We start from the raw sequence: 16,308 nt of genomic DNA on the forward strand, positions 1-16,308 counted from the left end.
AGGTTAGTCCTGATATGTACCGGATCGTTCATGGGAAAGTTTCTGTTTTAAGCGCTGGCGAACTGCCTGCCGCGATGAAAGAGCAAGCGCCGCAAGGTGTTCGCCGTGCGCGCTGGCTGGCAGGTCGCGTGCTGCTTTCCCATGCCCTTTCGCCATTACCGAACATCATCTATGGCGAGCAAGGAAAACCGGCCTTTTCCGCCGACACGCCGCTGTGGTTCAATCTCAGCCATAGCGGCGATGACATCGTCCTGCTGCTCAGCGACGAAGGGGAAGTCGGCTGCGATATTGAAGTTATTCGCCCGCGCGATAACTGGCAAACGCTGGCAAATACGGTATTCAGTCTTGGGGAACACGCTGAAGTTGAAGCCGAACACCCGGAGCAACAGCTGGCGGCGTTCTGGCGCATCTGGACGCGTAAAGAAGCTATCGTGAAACAGCGCGGCGGCAGTGCCTGGCAAATCGTCAGCGTCGACAGTACCGCACTGACCTCCTCACTCTCCGTCAGCCAGTGCCAGATCGATACCCTGAGCCTGGCGGTTTGCACCCCCACGCCATTTACCCTGACCGCCGACGCCGTACACAGGCTGTAATGTTTTCATTCCCGTGCGCCGCCGCGCAATATCGTAAGGTTGAAATCTGATGCAACGTATCACCATCACACTTGATGACGATTTATTAGAAACGCTCGACGGCCTGAGTCAGCGCCGTGGCTACAACAACCGTTCCGAAGCGATCCGCGATATTCTGCGCGGCGCACTGGCGCAGGAAACCACTCAGGAGCACGGCACTCAGGGCTTCGCGGTGCTCTCGTATGTTTATGAGCATGAGAAGCGTGACCTGGCGAGCCGCATTGTTTCTACCCAACACCACCACCACGATTTATCGGTCGCCACGCTGCACGTGCACATCAACCATGACGACTGCCTGGAAATCGCCGTACTAAAAGGCGACATGGGCGATGTACAGCATTTTGCCGATGACGTGATCTCCCAGCGCGGCGTGCGCCACGGTCATTTGCAGTGCCTGCCGAAAGAAGAGTAATTGCCTGTTTCGTTGCCGGATGGCGGCTACGCCTTATCCGGCCTACTCCGTTACCGTTTGTAGGCCAGGCAAGCGAAGCCCCTGGCAATAATGAGCAAACCAACTAGCAACTATGCCTGTTTGAGACTTTTGCTGAGCGTTTCGATGATCCATGTATTGACTGATACCTGTTCTTCCGCTGCCGCAAAACTTAAACGTTCTCCGAAAGACTCTGGATAGCGCAGAGTAAACGTCTTCAGCTTTTCCGGGTTTGCGTAAGGTTCTATCCCTGCGGCAGAGCAATCATCAAGATACTCTCGTAAGGAGATCTCCCCCTCTTTTTGCAGCCCCTGAATGCTGTCAGAGACAAAATCACAATAGCCTGACAATCCCAGGAACTTACCGCGAAACGCATTAAGCTCAGGGACATAATTAATTACCGCAGGTTGACCGGCGATTTCCATTGAGTTTGGCGTTTTGGGTTTGATCATGGTTTTACCCCTATACTTGTTAACCAGTCACGTACGTTTTCGACCGCGCCTTTATCTGTATCCGGAGAAGGATGTGGTCTATGAAAACTCGCAATGCTCTTATTTAAAAGAAATTTACATCGCGAGCCTCGTCCTTCTTTGATTTCGCCACCTAACGCCTTGATCAGTGACTCAATTTCCGACCACTTGATTCCCTGCGGCGTCGGTGCTTTAAAAAGCTGATCCAGCGTGTTCTTTTGCTTTTTGCGTAAAGACAACACTTTTTCCTTCATCGCATGTCCTTATGACTTCATCCTTTGAAGTCATATTATAACAGCATACAATGCAGTCAAGATATGAAGCCAACCAATTACGCCATCGTGCCAATCGTCTTTCGAAAGCGCAACAGCGCTATCAGGAAGAACGCGCTGCCAATTGCCAACAGCGTCAGGAACTGCGGCCAGACGATGCCAAACCCTGCGCCGCGGTAAAGTATCGCCTGCGCGAGGCTGACAAAATGGGTAGTTGGCATAGTCAGCATTATGTCCTGCACCGCCTGCGGCATGCTTTCACGCGGTGTAGAACCACCAGAGAGCATCTGTAGCGGCAGCAGTACCAGAATCATCAGTAACCCCAGCTGCGGCATAGAGCGCGCCAGCGTGCCCATAAAAATACCGATCGAAGTGGTGGCGAACAGGCTCAGCGCCACGCCCAGCATAAACAGCGGTATCGAACCTTCAATCGGTACGCCGAGCACGCCTTTTACCATCAGCATCAGCGACAGACCGGAAACCACCAGCACCACCAGACCCATCGACCAGATTTTTGCCATCATGATCTCAAACGGCGTCACCGGCATAACCAGCAGATGTTCTATTGTCCCGTGCTCGCGCTCGCGGATCAGCGCCGACCCGGTAAGCACGATCGCCAGCATGGTGATGTTGTTGATAATCGCCATCACCGCGCCAAAGCGGGCAGGTTCCAGATTAGGGTTAAAGCGCATACGCATTTCCAACGCCACCGGCGGCTCATTGTTGTCACGGTAACGCGCCACAAAGCTGTTCACCTCGCCGCTGATGATATTCTGGATATAGCTGTTGCCGGTAAAGGCCTGGCTCATCCGCGTGGCATCGACGTTAACCTGTATATCCGGCTGCCGACCGGCCAACACATCACGCTGAAAATCAGGTGGAATGTTCACGGCGAAGGTGTAGCGCCCGGCGTCCAGTCCGGCATCCATCTCATCAGCGGTGATCATCTCCGGCGGTAAAAACCACGGGCGATAAAAGCTGTTCACAATCCGGTTCGACAACTGCGACTGGTCCATATCGGCAATAGCAATCGGAGCCAAATGCAGCGAACCCGGCAGGACGGTCGCGGAAGAATAAACCGAAATCGTGAAGGCAAAGACGATCAGCGTCAGCATCGCTTTGTCACCCAGCAGGCTGCGCAACTCTTTGATACCGAGGTTATAAATATTGCGTAATCGGCGCATCACCCCTCCTGTTTTTTCAGCAGTAATACGCTCAGACCAATCACCACCGGAATGGCTACCGCCAGCGGAATAAACAGCTGCCAGAGATCGGTCAGATCCAACGCTTTAGAGAACGTCCCACGCGCGATGGTCAGAAAATGGCTGGTCGGGTAAATTTCACCAATCCAGCGTCCAGGCCCTTCGAGCGAGGCGACCGGGTCGATCATCCCGGAAAACTGCGTCGCCGGGATCAGCGTAATAATCGCCGTACCAAAAATGGCCGCGATCTGGCTTTTCATAAACGTGGAAATTAACAGACCCAGCCCGGTGGCAATGGTGACGTACAACAGCGCGGCCAGCGTCAGGGTTAAAAAACTCCCCTTATGCGGGACGCCGAACACAAAAACTGACAGCGCACACAGCAGCAGGAAGTTCAGCATGCCCAGCACGATGTACGGCAACTGTTTGCCGAGTAAAAACTCGCTGCGAGTCGTGGGCGTAACGTACAGGTTGATAATCGACCCCAGCTCTTTCTCACGCACTACGCTGAGGGCGCTGAGCATCGAGGGGATCATCATCAGCAGCAGCGGGATCACCGCCGGAACAATTGCCGGCAGACTCTTCACATCCGGGTTGTAACGATAGCGAGTTTCAATGGTCATCAGCCCGTTTTGACCACTGGAATTGGGTTGACGCGCCATCACATCCTGCAGCCAGGTCTGGTGCATCGCCTGTACGTAGCCTCTGACCGTTTCAGCGCGGCTCGGCATTGCGCCATCGACCCAGACGCCAATCTTCACCGGCGTGCCACGCGCGATATCGCGGCCAAAGTTTGGCGGGATCTCTATTGCTACCGCCACTTCGCCCGAACGCATCCGTTTGTCCAGCTCGTCATAACTGGTGAGCGGCGGCTGTTCGATAAAATAGCGCGATCCCGCCAGATTAAGCGTCCACGCCTGGCTGCTGACGGTCTGGTCACGATCGAGCACCGAAAAACGCAGATTTTCCACATCCATGCTGATGCCGTAGCCCATGATCAGCATCAGGATCACTGTGCCCATCAGCGCCAGCGTTGAACGTACCGGATCGCGTCGTAGTTCCAGCGCTTCACGGCGGCTGTAGCTGAACAACCGCCGCAGGCTAAAGCCCTGCCGCGGCGGCTGACTATTTTCATGCGCTATCGGAACATTGGCTGGCGGTAACTGAGCTTCCGGTGCCGGGCCTGCCGCTTCCTGTAACCAGGAGATAAACGCCTCTTCCAGACTGGCAGCGCCACGCTGTTTCACCAGTTCCTGCGGCGTGCCGCTGGCCAGCACTTTTCCGGCGTGCATCAGCGACATCCGGTCGCAGCGCTCCGCTTCGTTCATAAAGTGGGTGGAGATAAAAATGGTCACTTTGTCCTGCCGCGACAGATCGACCATCAGTTGCCAGAACATGTCCCTCGCCACCGGATCGACCCCGGAGGTCGGCTCATCAAGAATGAGCATTTCCGGGCGATGGATCACCGCCACCGCCAGCGACAGGCGTTGACGGATCCCCAACGGCAGCGCGCCGGGCAACGCGTCTTCGACATCGGTCAGCGAAAAACGCTCGCTCATCTCTTGTACCCGCCCGGGGATTTCCGCTTCGGGGATATGGAACAGTCGCGCATGTAGTTCGAGGTTTTGCCGGACGGTCAGCTCGCTGTAGAGCGAAAACGCCTGCGACATATAGCCCACCCGGCGGCGGGTATCGATATTCTTCGGGTCAACCGCTTGCCCAAACAACCAGGCCTCACCTTCGCTTGCGGGTAGCAGACCGGTGAGCATCTTCATGGTGGTGGATTTACCGCAGCCGTTGGAGCCGAGAAAACCGAAGATTTCCCCGCGCGGAATACGAAAGTTAACGTGGTCAACGGCGACAAACTTACCGAAGCGCATAGTCAGGTCTTTCGCCTCAATGGCAATCTCTTCCTGCTCAGCGTGATACGGTGGGATCACCACCGGCTTATGCGCCTGGCGCTGGGCTTCAGGTAGCAGCGCGATAAACGCCTGCTCCAGCGTGTTGCTGTTGGTTTGTTCGCGTAGCTGCTGGGCGCTCCCGGTGGCTAACACCTCCCCGGCGTTCATCGCTACCAGCCAGTCAAAGCGCTCGGCTTCTTCCATGTAAGCGGTCGCAACCAGCACGCTCATGTTGGTCTGCCGCTGGCGAATGCTGTTAATTAGATCCCAGAACTGGGCGCGGGACAGCGGATCGACCCCGGTGGTGGGTTCATCGAGAATTAACAGTTCCGGGTCGTGGATTAACGCGCAGCACAGCCCCAGTTTTTGCTTCATCCCGCCCGAGAGTTTCCCGGCGGGACGGTCGCGAAACGGTGCCAGGCCGGTGCTGTTCAGCAGCTCGGTAATCCGCGCTTCGCGTTCCGCTTTATCATGACCAAACAGCCGGGCAAAGAAATCGACGTTCTCATACACCGACAGCGTATGGTACAGGTTTTTCCCTAACCCCTGCGGCATCCAGGCAATGCGCGGGCAGACATCCCGTCGATGTTTTGGGTCGCGCATATCGCCGCCCAACACCATCATGTTGCCGTGTTCAATGACCCGCGCGCCGGAGATGAGCGACAGCAGGCTCGATTTTCCGACGCCATCCGGGCCAATAAGCCCCACCATACAGCGGGCAGGGATATCCAGCGTGATGTTGTTCAGCGCGACCGTTTTCCCGTAATGCTGACTCACGCCGTCAAGGTGCGCCACGGGAGGAACGGGAACCAGCGCCAGATGCGTCATTGCGGCAACCTCACCACCAGGTCGTCAGGCCAGGGGCGATTTTCATCAACACGCACCCACGCCATGCCCGGCAGACCGGTTTTCACGTACTCCAGATGCTGCTGCAACAGCTCTGGCGGGATACGCGCTTTAACGCGGAACATCAGCTTCAGCCGTTCATCACTGGTTTCGACCGTTTTCGGTGTGAACTGCGCAACACTAGCCACAAAGCTAATGGTCGCCGGAATACGCAGATCCGGCGCGGCATCCAGCACCAGGCGAGCTTCACCACCAATCTTCAATAAACCAGCCTGTTCGGTAGGTAAGAAGAACGTCATGTAGACATCGCTGAGATCGACCATATTCAGTACGCGACCGCCCGCGGAAAGCACCTCGCCCGGTTCGGCGACACGGTACTGCACGCGACCATCGCGCGGGGCTTTCAGCTCGCTGTCATCAATATCAGCGGCAATGCGACGTTCGGTAGCCTGCGCGGCTTCTACGCGGGTTTGCGCCTGAATGATGCTGGTACGAGCGGCTTCAATTGCGGCTTTTGCCGCAGAGACCTGCGCCTTTGCGGATTCCAGTGCCGCGCGAGCGCTTTCAGCCGCTGCCCTGTCGTCATCCAGTTGTTGCTCGGATACAGCCCCACGCAGGGATAGCGAACGGGAGCGAACGTGACGTTTAGAGACCGACTGCAGTTCCGCCTCGCGCTGTTTTACCACCGACTGCGCGGCGCGCATTTCACTTTGCCGCTGTTCCAGCAGCGCTCGTGCCGCAGCCACCGCGCTTTCGGCTTCTTTGATTTGCGCGACAGCTTCCAGCCGCTGCTCCTGCAGCACGCGGGTATCCATTTTCGCCAGCACCTCGCCCTGACGAACGAACTGCCCTTCCGATACGAGGATTGTGTCAATTCTTCCGGCAATCTTGGTGGCAATATCCACTTCGGTAGCTTCTATTCTGCCGTTGCTGGCCGCGAAACCTTCCGGAATCCCCGCAGGACGCAACATCCACCATGCTATTGCAGCAACCACCACCACAATACCCGCGCCCCACCACACCAGATGACGCTTAATCTTTTCCATATCCGACCCGCCGTAATCCCTGTTATCAAACGATGCGTGTCACAAAGCCCACTGAACAGCTATTCAGCGGGAGATTCCATCCGGGATGAGAAGGAATGAGAAATAATGGCCAGAGTGCGGACAGGCGTAATAGCAACGCACGCCGCGAAGGAAGTGAGTGACGAAAATGCTGTGAAATCGGGTAGTAATGTTGTCATCATCAGCGTTCCTGGCCGGAAATGAAACACGCATACTCATAACTGCTGTCTATTGAATACTAACACCTGGATTCAATATGTCTATTCGGTTGTCGTTTCCAGTTCAGCCCTGGCACAAGAAATATTTCGTATATCAACGATTGATAAACAATCGCAACTATAAACATAATCAATGATTAGGCATCCCTATAATAGCGGCTCATTTACCGATCTCGTTATGGCGAGGCTCCTGTACAAATACAAGTTACCGCCCTGCTGGTATCGAGAGAGACCACTCAGGGAAATACAGGCATCCATCGAATCAAGGTGTTGCCAAGGTAACTTCTGACGATTTCACCATCGGACAGATACGTTGTTCAGTGCTAAAACCAGGACGTAGGGATCTGCCTGTGCTAACCCTGTCTTGTTCGCCCCTATGAGAGATTTTTATAGGGAATTACACCATGTCATCTATGCCACTCTGCGCCGCTCATCATCCTATGCCGGATTTCAACGGCGACGCTATCGCCCAATATATGCGCACCGATTTTATTACTCTGCCGGACCATCTCAGCGTGAACGGCGCTCGCGAGTACTTTGTCTCCCAACTCACAACGGATGACATCCCAGGCCAGGTCTTTGTTGTGGCCGGAAAAGCGCTGCGCGGGGTGTTATCCATCAAGCGCTTATTGCAGGAAAAAGATACGTCGCTGAACATCAATCATCTTACGGACAGCTGTTTATTTCATGTAAAGCCTGATGATGAACGGGCGCAGGTCGTTGCCGAGTTAGCCGAACGCGAAGTCGATCTGGTTGCTGTCGTTGAGAGAGGTGAGCTGGTCGGTTGTCTGATGGAAAAAGAGATCGCTCATCTACAGGAAGATGATGTTACCGAAGACGTTCAGCTTCAGGGCGCCACGCTACCGCTGGAAAAACCCTATCTGGAAATTAGTCCGTGGACATTGTGGAAAAAACGTTCGGTCTGGCTCCTGCTGCTGTTTGTCGCAGAAGCCTATACCAGCAGCGTGCTTCAGCATTTTGAAGAGGCGCTGGAATCTGCAATTGCCCTGGCCTTTTTTATTCCGCTATTAATTGGTACTGGCGGCAACAGCGGTACGCAGATCACTTCGACGCTGGTACGTTCAATGGCGCTGGGAGAAGTGCGGCTGCGCGATATGGGCCGGGTGATCCGCAAAGAAGTTTCAACTTCGCTGCTGATCGCTCTGACGCTGGGCCTGGCAGGGTGCTTACGCGCGTGGATGATGGGCATCGGCATGGAAATCACGCTGATCGTCAGCCTGACGCTGGTTTGCATTACGCTGTGGAGCGCCGTGGTGTCATCAGTGATCCCCATGGTGCTCAAGCGTATCGGCATTGATCCCGCCGTGGTTTCGGCCCCGTTTATCGCCACGCTTATCGACGGTACCGGGTTAATTATCTACTTTAAAATCGCCCAGCACTTTCTTGGTCTGAACTAATGATAACGCCCGGCAGCTCAGGTTGTCGGGCGTCACCGTCAGGCTGGCGCTGTGTAGAGACATTAAAGTTGTATCCTTTAACCTGAAAAAGACGTAAGCGTCCAGCGAGAGCCGTCTGGTCATAATCTGAAGCATACGACAAAGTGGTGTCCACCAAATAAGTAGTGGGAACCAAAGTGTCAGATATGCAGAAAAATATGACTCCCGGCAGGCGTAAGGGCTGCCCTAATTATTCTCCTGAGTTTAAAAAGCAGCTCGTAGCTGCCTCCTGTGAACCCGGGATATCCATCTCAAAACTGGCGCTTGAAAATGGCATTAACGCCAATCTGTTGTTCAAATGGCGCCAACAATGGCGTGAGGGAAAGCTGCTGTTACCTTCCTCAGAGAGTCCTCAGCTACTCCCTGTGACTCTCGATGCCACCTCCGTACAGCCAGAACTAACCGCTGAGGGCCCGGAGGCTCTCAGTATCAGCTGTGAGGTAACGTTCCGGCACGGGACGCTCCGCCTTAATGGTACGGTCAGCGAAAAGCTCCTGACTCTGCTGATACAGGAACTGAAGTGATGATCCCGTTACCTTCCGGGACCAAGATCTGGCTGGTTGCCGGTATCACCGACATGCGCAACGGCTTCAACGGGCTGGCTGCAAAAGTGCAGACGGCGCTGAAAGATGATCCGATGTCCGGCCACGTCTTCATCTTCCGGGGCCGCAGTGGCAGTCAGGTCAAACTGCTGTGGTCTACCGGAGACGGGCTGTGCCTGCTGACCAAACGGCTGGAGCGCGGGCGCTTCGCCTGGCCGTCAGCCCGCGATGGCAAAGTGTTCCTGACACCGGCGCAGCTGGCAATGTTGTTGGAAGGCATCGACTGGCGACAGCCGAAGCGGTTGCTGACCTCCCTGACCATGCTGTAGGCCTCTTTATCCTGGTTGTTGCAGAATAAGCCTGGTAAAATGCGGGCTTATGAACGACACCTCTTCTGACGACATCCTTCTGCTGAAACAGCGCCTGGCTGAACAGGAAGCGTTGATCCACGCCCTGCAGGAAAAGCTGAGCAACCGGGAGCGCGAAATAGACAAGCTGCAGGCGCAGCTGGATAAACTTCGCCGGATGAACTTCGGCAGTCGTTCCGAAAAGGTCTCCCGCCGCATCGCACAGATGGAAGCCGACCTGAACCGGCTGCAGAAAGAAAGCGATGCTCTGACCGGTCGGGTGGATGACCCGACAGTGCAGCGTCCGTTGCGTCAGACCCGCACCCGCAAACCGTTCCCCGCATCACTCTCCCGTGACGAAAAACGGCTGCTGCCGGCAGAGGCATGCTGCCCGGACTGCGGCGGTGCGTTGAGTTACCTGGGCGAAGATGCCGCCGAACAGCTGGAGCTGATGCGCAGCGCCTTCAGGGTTATCCGGACCGTGCGGGAAAAACACGCCTGCACAAAATGCGACGCCATCGTGCAGGCCCCCGCGCCTTCACGCCCCATCGAGCGGGGTATCGCCGGGCCGGGGCTGCTGGCGCGCGTGCTGAGTTCAAAGTATGCAGAGCATACCCCGCTGTATCGTCAGTCAGAAATATACGGTCGCCAGGGTGTGGACCTGAGCCGTTCACTGCTGTCGGGCTGGGTGGATGCATGCTGCCGGCTGCTGTCACCGCTGGAAGAGGCGCTTCAGGACTATGTCCTGACCGATGGCAAACTCCATGCCGATGATACCCCGGTGCAGGTGCTGTTGCCGGGTAATAAGAAGACGAAGACCGGGCGGTTGTGGACATACGTTCGCGACGACCGCAACGCCGGGTCAGCGCTGGCACCGGCCGTGTGGTTCGCCTATAGCCCGGACAGAAAAGGCATCCACCCGCAGACCCATCTTGCCGGCTTCAGCGGTGTGCTGCAGGCGGATGCATACGCCGGGTTCAACGAGCTTTACCGCAATGGCCGGATAATGGAAGCCGCCTGCTGGGCTCACGCCCGCCGAAAAATCCACGATGTGCATGTCCGAACGCCATCGGCGCTGACGGATGAAGCCCTGAAGCGTATCGGCGAGTTGTATATCATCGAGGCGGAAATAAGGGGAATACCGGCAGAACAGCGCCTTGCCGAACGTCAGCAGAAAACGAAGCCACTGCTGAAATCACTGGAAAGCTGGCTGCGTGAAAAGATGAAAACCCTGTCGCGACACTCAGAACTGGCGAAAGCGTTCGCATACGCCCTGAACCAGTGGCCGGCCCTGACGTACTATGCAGACGATGGCTGGGCGGAAGCAGATAACAACATCGCTGAAAATGCTCTGCGGACGGTCAGCCTGGGTCGAAAAAACTGGCTGTTCTTCGGTTCGGATCACGGAGGTGAGCGCGGCGCGTTGCTGTACAGCCTGATCGGGACGTGCAAACTGAACGGTGTGGAGCCAGAAAGCTACCTCCGCTATGTCCTTGACGTCATTGCTGACTGGCCGATAAACCGGGTCAGCGAACTGCTCCCCTGCCGCGTAGCATTGCCAACTGAATAACACCTCCCCGTCAATACGGTTCTCGCTGCACGCTTACAAAAAGACTTTAAAGTTGTAAAGTTTTAAAAAAACACATACAAAACATGATGCTAAGTGTGTATCACACGCTGTTCCAACATTATGCCTTGATGTTCTTGCAGGAACTGCAATTTACAGGAGGAAAAAGGTGTTTTTGTAGTTATCTGGCGTTACGTGACAGTGTTGGTCAGATACTTCCACCTCTTCAGAGTTAAAGTTTGATATATGGGAAAAAAAACGCTCCCGGACGGGAGCGTAAGCCAGTGACTTCGGCGTCAAATGAGGGTCTAACAAGTGGAGCTGCGGGTTAATTCTGGGTGATCTGACTGCGATGCTTATCAGCCTGCTGCTGGTGAACAACGGAAGACTGACCATTATTCGCCTTCTCATGTACAGCTGCGGCCTTCTCATGCTCGCTCATTTCAGAAAATGACTTTGCTGTTTCGTTGGTAGCTCCGGGTTTAGCTTTCATCATTTTTTTATGCATTTCAGCCATGTCCTGGTGGGCAGCAGAATTGCTGTTTTGCATCATGTCATGGGACATTGCGGCCTGATCGTGACTGCTCATATCCATCATTGTCATGCTGTCTCCCTGAATTGCACTTTTTTCAGCAGATGACTGCATCTGGTGGGCAGGTGCCTGTGCATTATTTACCTGGTCATGCATGTTCATTGTCTCTGCAGCCATGGCAGATGAAGCGGCAGCCATAATGGCAACAAATGATACGAGAATCTTTTTCATGGTTGGGTCTCCGGTGTTTACATACCCAAACAATCAATGGCTTATAACAGAGAAAGCAGTTGATCTCAGGGCGGGTTAATCATCACTCCAGGAACCAGGTGATTGTGTTATCACGCTGCTCCTGATTTATGAATAATTATAAAAAACCGCCTCTGTTTATCGCGTGACTGAATGATGACAATTTTGTCACCTTCCAGGTTTCTCCTGAACAACGGGATTAATCCATTAACAGGCGCACTTTGAACACAATTTCACGCCCCTGCTGTTCTGCTGACAGCTCGCCGCCGTGAGCATGAATGATCGACCTTGTAATTGATAATCCCAGCCCCGCGCCTTCCGTGTTGTAGAACCTTGATGAGTCTGCGCGATAGAACCGGTCAAACAAACGTTCCAGATTAGCGGGAACCTGGCCGGACATCGTATTCGTAATCATCACGTTCACACAGTCACTGTCACGCTCAAGGTGTATCGCTGTACAGGTGTTATCGGGAGAATACTTGATTGCATTGGAAAGCAGGTTACTGAAAGCACGTCGGAGCATATCGCTGTCTCCGGCAACAACGCCCTCTCCTTCAACCGTGATTGTCTTTCCTGTTTCGTCTGCCAGGGGCTCGAACAACTCACGTAATTCATTCAGTTCGGCTGCCAGATCCACATCATGTTTATCCAGCCGCAGCAGACCATGCTCTGAACGTGCCAGAAAAAGCATGTCACTGGTCATTCGTGACAACCTTTTCAGTTCTTCCAGGTTAGCGAATAAAATTTCGCGGTAATGCGAAACATCCCTTTCCTTAGCCAGTGCAAACTGCGTCTGCATCATCAGATTACTGACTGGTGTGCGCAGCTCATGCGCGATGTCAGACGAGAAATCTGACAGTTTCCGGAATGCCCCCTCCAGGCGATCAAACATATTATTGAACTCCTGCATGGTCTCAGAGATTTCCGGCGGAGCCAGATCGGGATTTAGACGCTGATCCAGGCTGTGTACGGTCATGGAGGAAGCCAGACTGGTCATTTCCCGTAGCGGTTTCAGACCAATACGTGTGGTCAGCCAGCCCAGAAAAACAGAAATAAAGACCAGACCGATATTGAACCAGAACAGCCAGGTACTGAGTTTGTCCATAAACAGGGTGTGATACCCAGTATCCGTGGCAACCGTAATGATGACATGTTTGCTTTTACCCTGTTCCGGCGTCACGGCAACCCGCCGCGAGATACTGCGGTACACGGTGTTATTTTCTTCCGTCTGGATCATATAGTCGAGAATATCACCCGACTTATTAAGCAGGACCGCTGGAACAACAGAATTTTTGGCATAGAGTTCAACAATTTTTTCATTTTCCATGTTTTTTATAGAAATGAATAAGCCATTGTGCCCCACCATCGCATCGTTTATTTTTTCTGATAATGACTTAATATCCGTTTTGTTCCTGAACGTCTCTGTTTTAAGAAACTCTTCGGTGAGCTGAAGTTTACCTGTCAGAAAATCGCGGTCCTGATTATCGAAATAGCCATTAAGGGTGCTAATCAGGATAAAACTTGATAACCACCATACCGTAAGCATCACCGCAGAAAAAATCAGGCTCAGGCGTGTGGTCAGGGAAATTTTGAACCTCACTCTTCTCTGATCTCCAGGACATATCCGGCACCGCGAACGGTATGGATCAGTTTTGGCTCAAAGTCATCATCAATTTTACTTCTCAGACGTCTCACGGCGACATCAATCACATTCGTATCACTGTCAAAATTCATGTTCCAGACCAGGGACGAGATAAGACTCCTGGGTAACACTTCTCCGGTGCGTTGCAGCAGCAACTCAAGCAGAACGTATTCTTTACCGGTGAGATGGATCTTCTTCCCCGAACGGATCACGGTCCGGCGCACCATATCAACGGTCATATCGGCGATGGTGCAGACTGTTGCGGCCTGCGAGCGTGCCCGGCGCAGTAGGGTTCTTACACGTGCAACCAGCTCCGTAAAATCAAAGGGCTTAATCAGGTAGTCATCTGCGCCAAGCTCCAGTCCTTTCACTTTGTCCCGCACGTTGTCCTTTGCGGTTAAAAACAGGACCGGTTCTTCGTGCCCGGACTCCCTCAGTGCGCTGATGATTTGCCACCCGTCGAGGAAAGGCAGCATCACGTCCAGTATTATCAAATCATACTGTCCCTTCGACGCGGCCCCGAGACCATCGCGGCCATTATTAAAGAGATCGGCCTGATAGCCTTCCTCAACCAGTCCCTGCTGCAGGTAACGACCTGTTTTTTGTTCGTCTTCAACGATTAAAATACGCTGCATGGTCAACTCGCTGATATGAAAGTAAAAATCTCACGCATGAGCTTTGGCTGTCCCCTAGCTGACCTGAGACGGAGCAAGCATTCCGAGCCACGCTACGGCGCCCAGAATGATAATCGCAACAACGAATTCTGTCAGGATGCTGTTTCGCATCAGGGCAACGCTGCGATCATAATTCCCTTCCCTGACCATAACTTCAAGCCGGGGACCCAGGTGAAACCGGTTTGCTGCAGCCAGAAGAAGCATCAGAACAAACAGAGCCGTCTTGGCAAGCAATATCCTCCCCCAGGAACTGTTGAATAAGGGAGTTAAGTTACCCTCAGCAATATACAGATAGTTGACCAGCGCACTCAGGATCAGGGCTACAACAATCACCGTTCCTGCCGTGGCAAATTTTGCCAGGGAGTCAGATATCACAATGACGCTCTGTGCATTATGCTCGTTTCTGCGCATCAGCAGGATAGCAAATGCAACCAGAGCACCTGTCCAGGCACCTGCAGCGCCGAGATGGGTCAGATCGCTCAGTAAATGGAGATAGTAATGCAGACCGTCATGCATAACGGCGTGTCCTCCCCAGGCAAGTGTAGCCAGCGCCACGCCCCCACTCATCGTCATCAGCAGGCAGGACAATACTCTCTTATTAGTGTAAAGGAACAAAGCACCGAGTGTGGTAAACAGGGCACAGAGCCTGACAATCCAGCTAATACCCACATCAGTTTCTTCTATCACCATCTCGATAACATGGATGGATAATTCTCTGAGGTCAGTTACTCCACTCATGGCATTAGATACCAGGAGCATATTAATGCCAGTAAGAATGATGCCTGTAACAACAGCAAAAGTTATAAACGACCTGAAATTAGTCAGGTTATAGGTTTCATGTCTGACACCGCTTATTCCATATATCTGAAAAAATGGCAATCCAAATATTACCATCAAATCCAGATAAAGAAGAAAACGAATAACAATCATAATCAGGTCGTTCATAATATTACTTCACTGTAAAGGTGTAATTACCGGTAATAGGGTGCGTATCTGAAGAAACCGCGCGCCAGTCAACACGATAAGTGCCAGCGGGTAAAGGCTCTCGCGGAATAATGACCATCGATTTAGGGTCAGCGCCTGGCGCCACTTTTGCCGCGACCGGCATCGGAGAATGTGATGACATGCCTTTCATACCCGTCATCGTTAATTTTGCACCTGAGAATTTCACGGTCAGATTTTCCGAGAAATTAAGCTGAATCTTTTCCGGGGCCGCTACGGCTGAATCAGCCTGTGGCACAGAGCTTTTTAATTCCGGATGGGCCATAGCAGAGAAAGCAACGCCCATAACGAGGCCACCTGTAAGAATGGCTTTATTTAAAATCGACATTTTATTTACCTGTTTAGTTGAGTGTTTTATATCAGTGCGTTAAAACCAGATTCTGGCTCCCGCCAGGAATACTACCTGATGGTCTTTCTCACCTTCTCTTTTCGCCATATCGGATGTTTTCCCGTAAAGTTGATTCCAGGAAACGCCTATATAGGGTGCAAACTCACGGCGTATTTCATAGCGCAGCCGGAGCCCCAGCTCTGTGTCAGTCAGTCCCCTGCCGCGACCCCGCGATTCATCATCCTGACTGTAGAAATTCACCTCATAGGATGGCTGGAGTATGAGCCGGTTAGTCAGTAAAACGTCGTATTCTCCTCCCAGACGAAGGGCTGCTTTTCCGCCATTACTGACAAAACCCGTAATTTCAGACTCAAAATTATAGAGTGCCAGCCCCTGAAAACCGACAGCAGCCCAGGTCCGGGCAGAAGCAGGTCTGAAATCCTGCCTGACACCCGCAACCAAATCCCACCATGGGCCAACCGCATGTCCCCAGAGTAACTGCGCTTCAGCCGCCTCCGTTTCCCCATTGCTTCGTTCACCTTCACTCTTTAGCCAAATCCGATCTGTGTCGCCTCCAATCCAGCTGTTAACACTCCAGCTGAAATTGTTGGTGTTATCCGACCGTTGCCATTCCAGTTGATCCAGCAGAACCAGATAATTAATCGCACTGTCGTGAATCGCATGCCCCTGTAAATTGCCGAATGCAGCCTTCCGGTCGGCATCGGTAACAGGCGGAATTGGCGTTCTGCTCTCAGTTACAATGGGCTCCATTGACGTCATCTCAGTGAAATTCTCATCTGCTGGCATCTGCATGGCAGACATGTCGTGCCCGGCGTGGGGATCTGCAGAGACGGAGCCCGCCGCAATAGAAAGCTGTGAGGTAAACAAACCGGCGACCAGAACAGGTATGGCCTTCAAATTTCTCTTCATTCG

The 16,308-nt window shown here is 53.3% G+C and carries 16 protein-coding genes and 1 riboswitch; of the genes, 5 read left to right on the plus strand and 11 right to left on the minus strand.

What is annotated here, in order from left to right; genetic code table 11:
- Window positions 1-14 precede the first annotated feature (14 nt).
- Entirely contained in the window at window positions 15-593 is a 579-nt protein-coding gene (gene acpT / locus WN16_RS02150) for a 4'-phosphopantetheinyl transferase AcpT (protein ID WP_003837810.1), read from the plus strand.
- 49 nt (window positions 594-642) lie between these two features.
- Window positions 643-1,044 (plus strand): nickel-responsive transcriptional regulator NikR, encoded by a 402-nt coding sequence (gene nikR, locus WN16_RS02155; protein ID WP_003023387.1) that lies wholly within the window; start codon window positions 643-645, stop codon window positions 1,042-1,044.
- 110 nt (window positions 1,045-1,154) lie between these two features.
- On the opposite strand, the gene WN16_RS02160 is transcribed toward nikR, so the two are convergent.
- The 5 genes from WN16_RS02160 to WN16_RS02180 all read right to left on the minus strand — a co-directional run bounded on the left by WN16_RS02160 (window position 1,155) and on the right by WN16_RS02180 (window position 6,799).
- Window positions 1,155-1,514 carry a type II toxin-antitoxin system HicB family antitoxin gene (locus WN16_RS02160; protein WP_003837808.1) on the minus strand — a complete coding sequence of 120 codons (360 nt, stop codon included), beginning with the start codon at window positions 1,512-1,514 and terminating at the stop codon, window positions 1,155-1,157.
- Entirely contained in the window at window positions 1,511-1,786 is a 276-nt protein-coding gene (locus WN16_RS02165) for a type II toxin-antitoxin system HicA family toxin (protein ID WP_003837806.1), read from the minus strand. The genes WN16_RS02160 and WN16_RS02165 overlap by 4 nt, the downstream gene beginning before the upstream one ends.
- 77 nt (window positions 1,787-1,863) lie before the next feature.
- Entirely contained in the window at window positions 1,864-2,988 is a 1,125-nt protein-coding gene (locus tag WN16_RS02170; protein ID WP_003837801.1) for an ABC transporter permease, read from the minus strand.
- Entirely contained in the window at window positions 2,988-5,735 is a 2,748-nt protein-coding gene (rbbA, locus tag WN16_RS02175; RefSeq protein WP_044701369.1) for a ribosome-associated ATPase/putative transporter RbbA, read from the minus strand. The genes WN16_RS02170 and rbbA overlap by 1 nt, the downstream gene beginning before the upstream one ends.
- Window positions 5,732-6,799, minus strand: coding sequence for an HlyD family efflux transporter periplasmic adaptor subunit (locus tag WN16_RS02180; RefSeq protein WP_003023381.1), 1,068 nt, complete (start codon window positions 6,797-6,799; stop codon window positions 5,732-5,734). Before WN16_RS02180 ends, rbbA begins: the two co-directional genes overlap by 4 nt.
- Window positions 6,800-7,200: 401 nt before the next feature.
- A riboswitch (M-box (ykoK) riboswitch) is annotated at window positions 7,201-7,384 on the plus strand.
- Window positions 7,385-7,439: 55 nt separating this feature from the next.
- Here WN16_RS02180 and WN16_RS02185 point away from each other — a divergent pair.
- The 3 genes from WN16_RS02185 to WN16_RS02200 all read left to right on the plus strand — a co-directional run bounded on the left by WN16_RS02185 (window position 7,440) and on the right by WN16_RS02200 (window position 10,951).
- Window positions 7,440-8,453, plus strand: a complete 1,014-nt coding sequence (locus WN16_RS02185; RefSeq protein ID WP_003837796.1) for a magnesium transporter — start codon at window positions 7,440-7,442, stop codon at window positions 8,451-8,453.
- A gap of 562 nt (window positions 8,454-9,015) precedes the next feature.
- Entirely contained in the window at window positions 9,016-9,363 is a 348-nt protein-coding gene (gene tnpB / locus WN16_RS02195; protein WP_042922210.1) for an IS66 family insertion sequence element accessory protein TnpB, read from the plus strand.
- Between the two features lie 49 nt (window positions 9,364-9,412).
- Entirely contained in the window at window positions 9,413-10,951 is a 1,539-nt protein-coding gene (locus WN16_RS02200; RefSeq protein ID WP_042922208.1) for an IS66 family transposase, read from the plus strand.
- A gap of 325 nt (window positions 10,952-11,276) precedes the next feature.
- Here the strand turns inward: WN16_RS02200 and pcoE are convergent, their stop codons facing one another.
- The 6 genes from pcoE to pcoB all read right to left on the minus strand — a co-directional run bounded on the left by pcoE (window position 11,277) and on the right by pcoB (window position 16,305).
- Window positions 11,277-11,711: a copper resistance system metallochaperone PcoE gene (gene pcoE / locus WN16_RS02210; protein WP_000723069.1), complete on the minus strand. Its 435-nt coding sequence runs from the start codon at window positions 11,709-11,711 to the stop codon at window positions 11,277-11,279.
- 217 nt (window positions 11,712-11,928) lie between these two features.
- On the minus strand, window positions 11,929-13,329 hold the full coding sequence (gene pcoS / locus WN16_RS02215; protein ID WP_001211180.1) for a copper resistance membrane spanning protein PcoS: 1,401 nt from the start codon (window positions 13,327-13,329) through the stop codon (window positions 11,929-11,931).
- Window positions 13,326-14,006, minus strand: coding sequence for a copper response regulator transcription factor PcoR (pcoR, locus tag WN16_RS02220; protein WP_001188930.1), 681 nt, complete (start codon window positions 14,004-14,006; stop codon window positions 13,326-13,328). Before pcoR ends, pcoS begins: the two co-directional genes overlap by 4 nt.
- Before the next feature lie 54 nt (window positions 14,007-14,060).
- Complete coding sequence (pcoD, locus tag WN16_RS02225) at window positions 14,061-14,939, minus strand: copper resistance inner membrane protein PcoD (protein ID WP_229692861.1); 879 nt, start codon at window positions 14,937-14,939, stop codon at window positions 14,061-14,063.
- 55 nt (window positions 14,940-14,994) lie between these two features.
- Complete coding sequence (gene pcoC, locus WN16_RS02230; protein WP_000025662.1) at window positions 14,995-15,375, minus strand: copper resistance system metallochaperone PcoC; 381 nt, start codon at window positions 15,373-15,375, stop codon at window positions 14,995-14,997.
- A 39-nt stretch (window positions 15,376-15,414) separates the two neighbouring features.
- Window positions 15,415-16,305 (minus strand): copper resistance outer membrane transporter PcoB, encoded by an 891-nt coding sequence (pcoB, locus tag WN16_RS02235; protein ID WP_001378118.1) that lies wholly within the window; start codon window positions 16,303-16,305, stop codon window positions 15,415-15,417.
- Window positions 16,306-16,308: the final 3 nt, after the last annotated feature.

This window comes from Citrobacter sp. ABFQG (assembly GCF_004322975.1).
GTDB classification, from domain to species: Bacteria; Pseudomonadota; Gammaproteobacteria; order Enterobacterales; family Enterobacteriaceae; genus Citrobacter; species Citrobacter freundii.

Coding starts and splice junctions, on each gene's coding strand:
- acpT (WP_003837810.1), top strand. CDS start 15: ATGTACCGGATCGTTCATGGGAAAGTTTCTGTTTTAAGCGCTGGCGAA.
- nikR (WP_003023387.1), top strand. CDS start 643: ATGCAACGTATCACCATCACACTTGATGACGATTTATTAGAAACGCTC.
- WN16_RS02160 (WP_003837808.1), bottom strand. CDS start 1,514: ATGATCAAACCCAAAACGCCAAACTCAATGGAAATCGCCGGTCAACCT.
- WN16_RS02165 (WP_003837806.1), bottom strand. CDS start 1,786: ATGAAGGAAAAAGTGTTGTCTTTACGCAAAAAGCAAAAGAACACGCTG.
- WN16_RS02170 (WP_003837801.1), bottom strand. CDS start 2,988: ATGCGCCGATTACGCAATATTTATAACCTCGGTATCAAAGAGTTGCGC.
- rbbA (WP_044701369.1), bottom strand. CDS start 5,735: ATGACGCATCTGGCGCTGGTTCCCGTTCCTCCCGTGGCGCACCTTGAC.
- WN16_RS02180 (WP_003023381.1), bottom strand. CDS start 6,799: ATGGAAAAGATTAAGCGTCATCTGGTGTGGTGGGGCGCGGGTATTGTG.
- WN16_RS02185 (WP_003837796.1), top strand. CDS start 7,440: ATGTCATCTATGCCACTCTGCGCCGCTCATCATCCTATGCCGGATTTC.
- tnpB (WP_042922210.1), top strand. CDS start 9,016: ATGATCCCGTTACCTTCCGGGACCAAGATCTGGCTGGTTGCCGGTATC.
- WN16_RS02200 (WP_042922208.1), top strand. CDS start 9,413: ATGAACGACACCTCTTCTGACGACATCCTTCTGCTGAAACAGCGCCTG.
- pcoE (WP_000723069.1), bottom strand. CDS start 11,711: ATGAAAAAGATTCTCGTATCATTTGTTGCCATTATGGCTGCCGCTTCA.
- pcoR (WP_001188930.1), bottom strand. CDS start 14,006: ATGCAGCGTATTTTAATCGTTGAAGACGAACAAAAAACAGGTCGTTAC.
- pcoD (WP_229692861.1), bottom strand. CDS start 14,939: ATGGTAATATTTGGATTGCCATTTTTTCAGATATATGGAATAAGCGGT.
- pcoC (WP_000025662.1), bottom strand. CDS start 15,375: ATGTCGATTTTAAATAAAGCCATTCTTACAGGTGGCCTCGTTATGGGC.
- pcoB (WP_001378118.1), bottom strand. CDS start 16,305: ATGAAGAGAAATTTGAAGGCCATACCTGTTCTGGTCGCCGGTTTGTTT.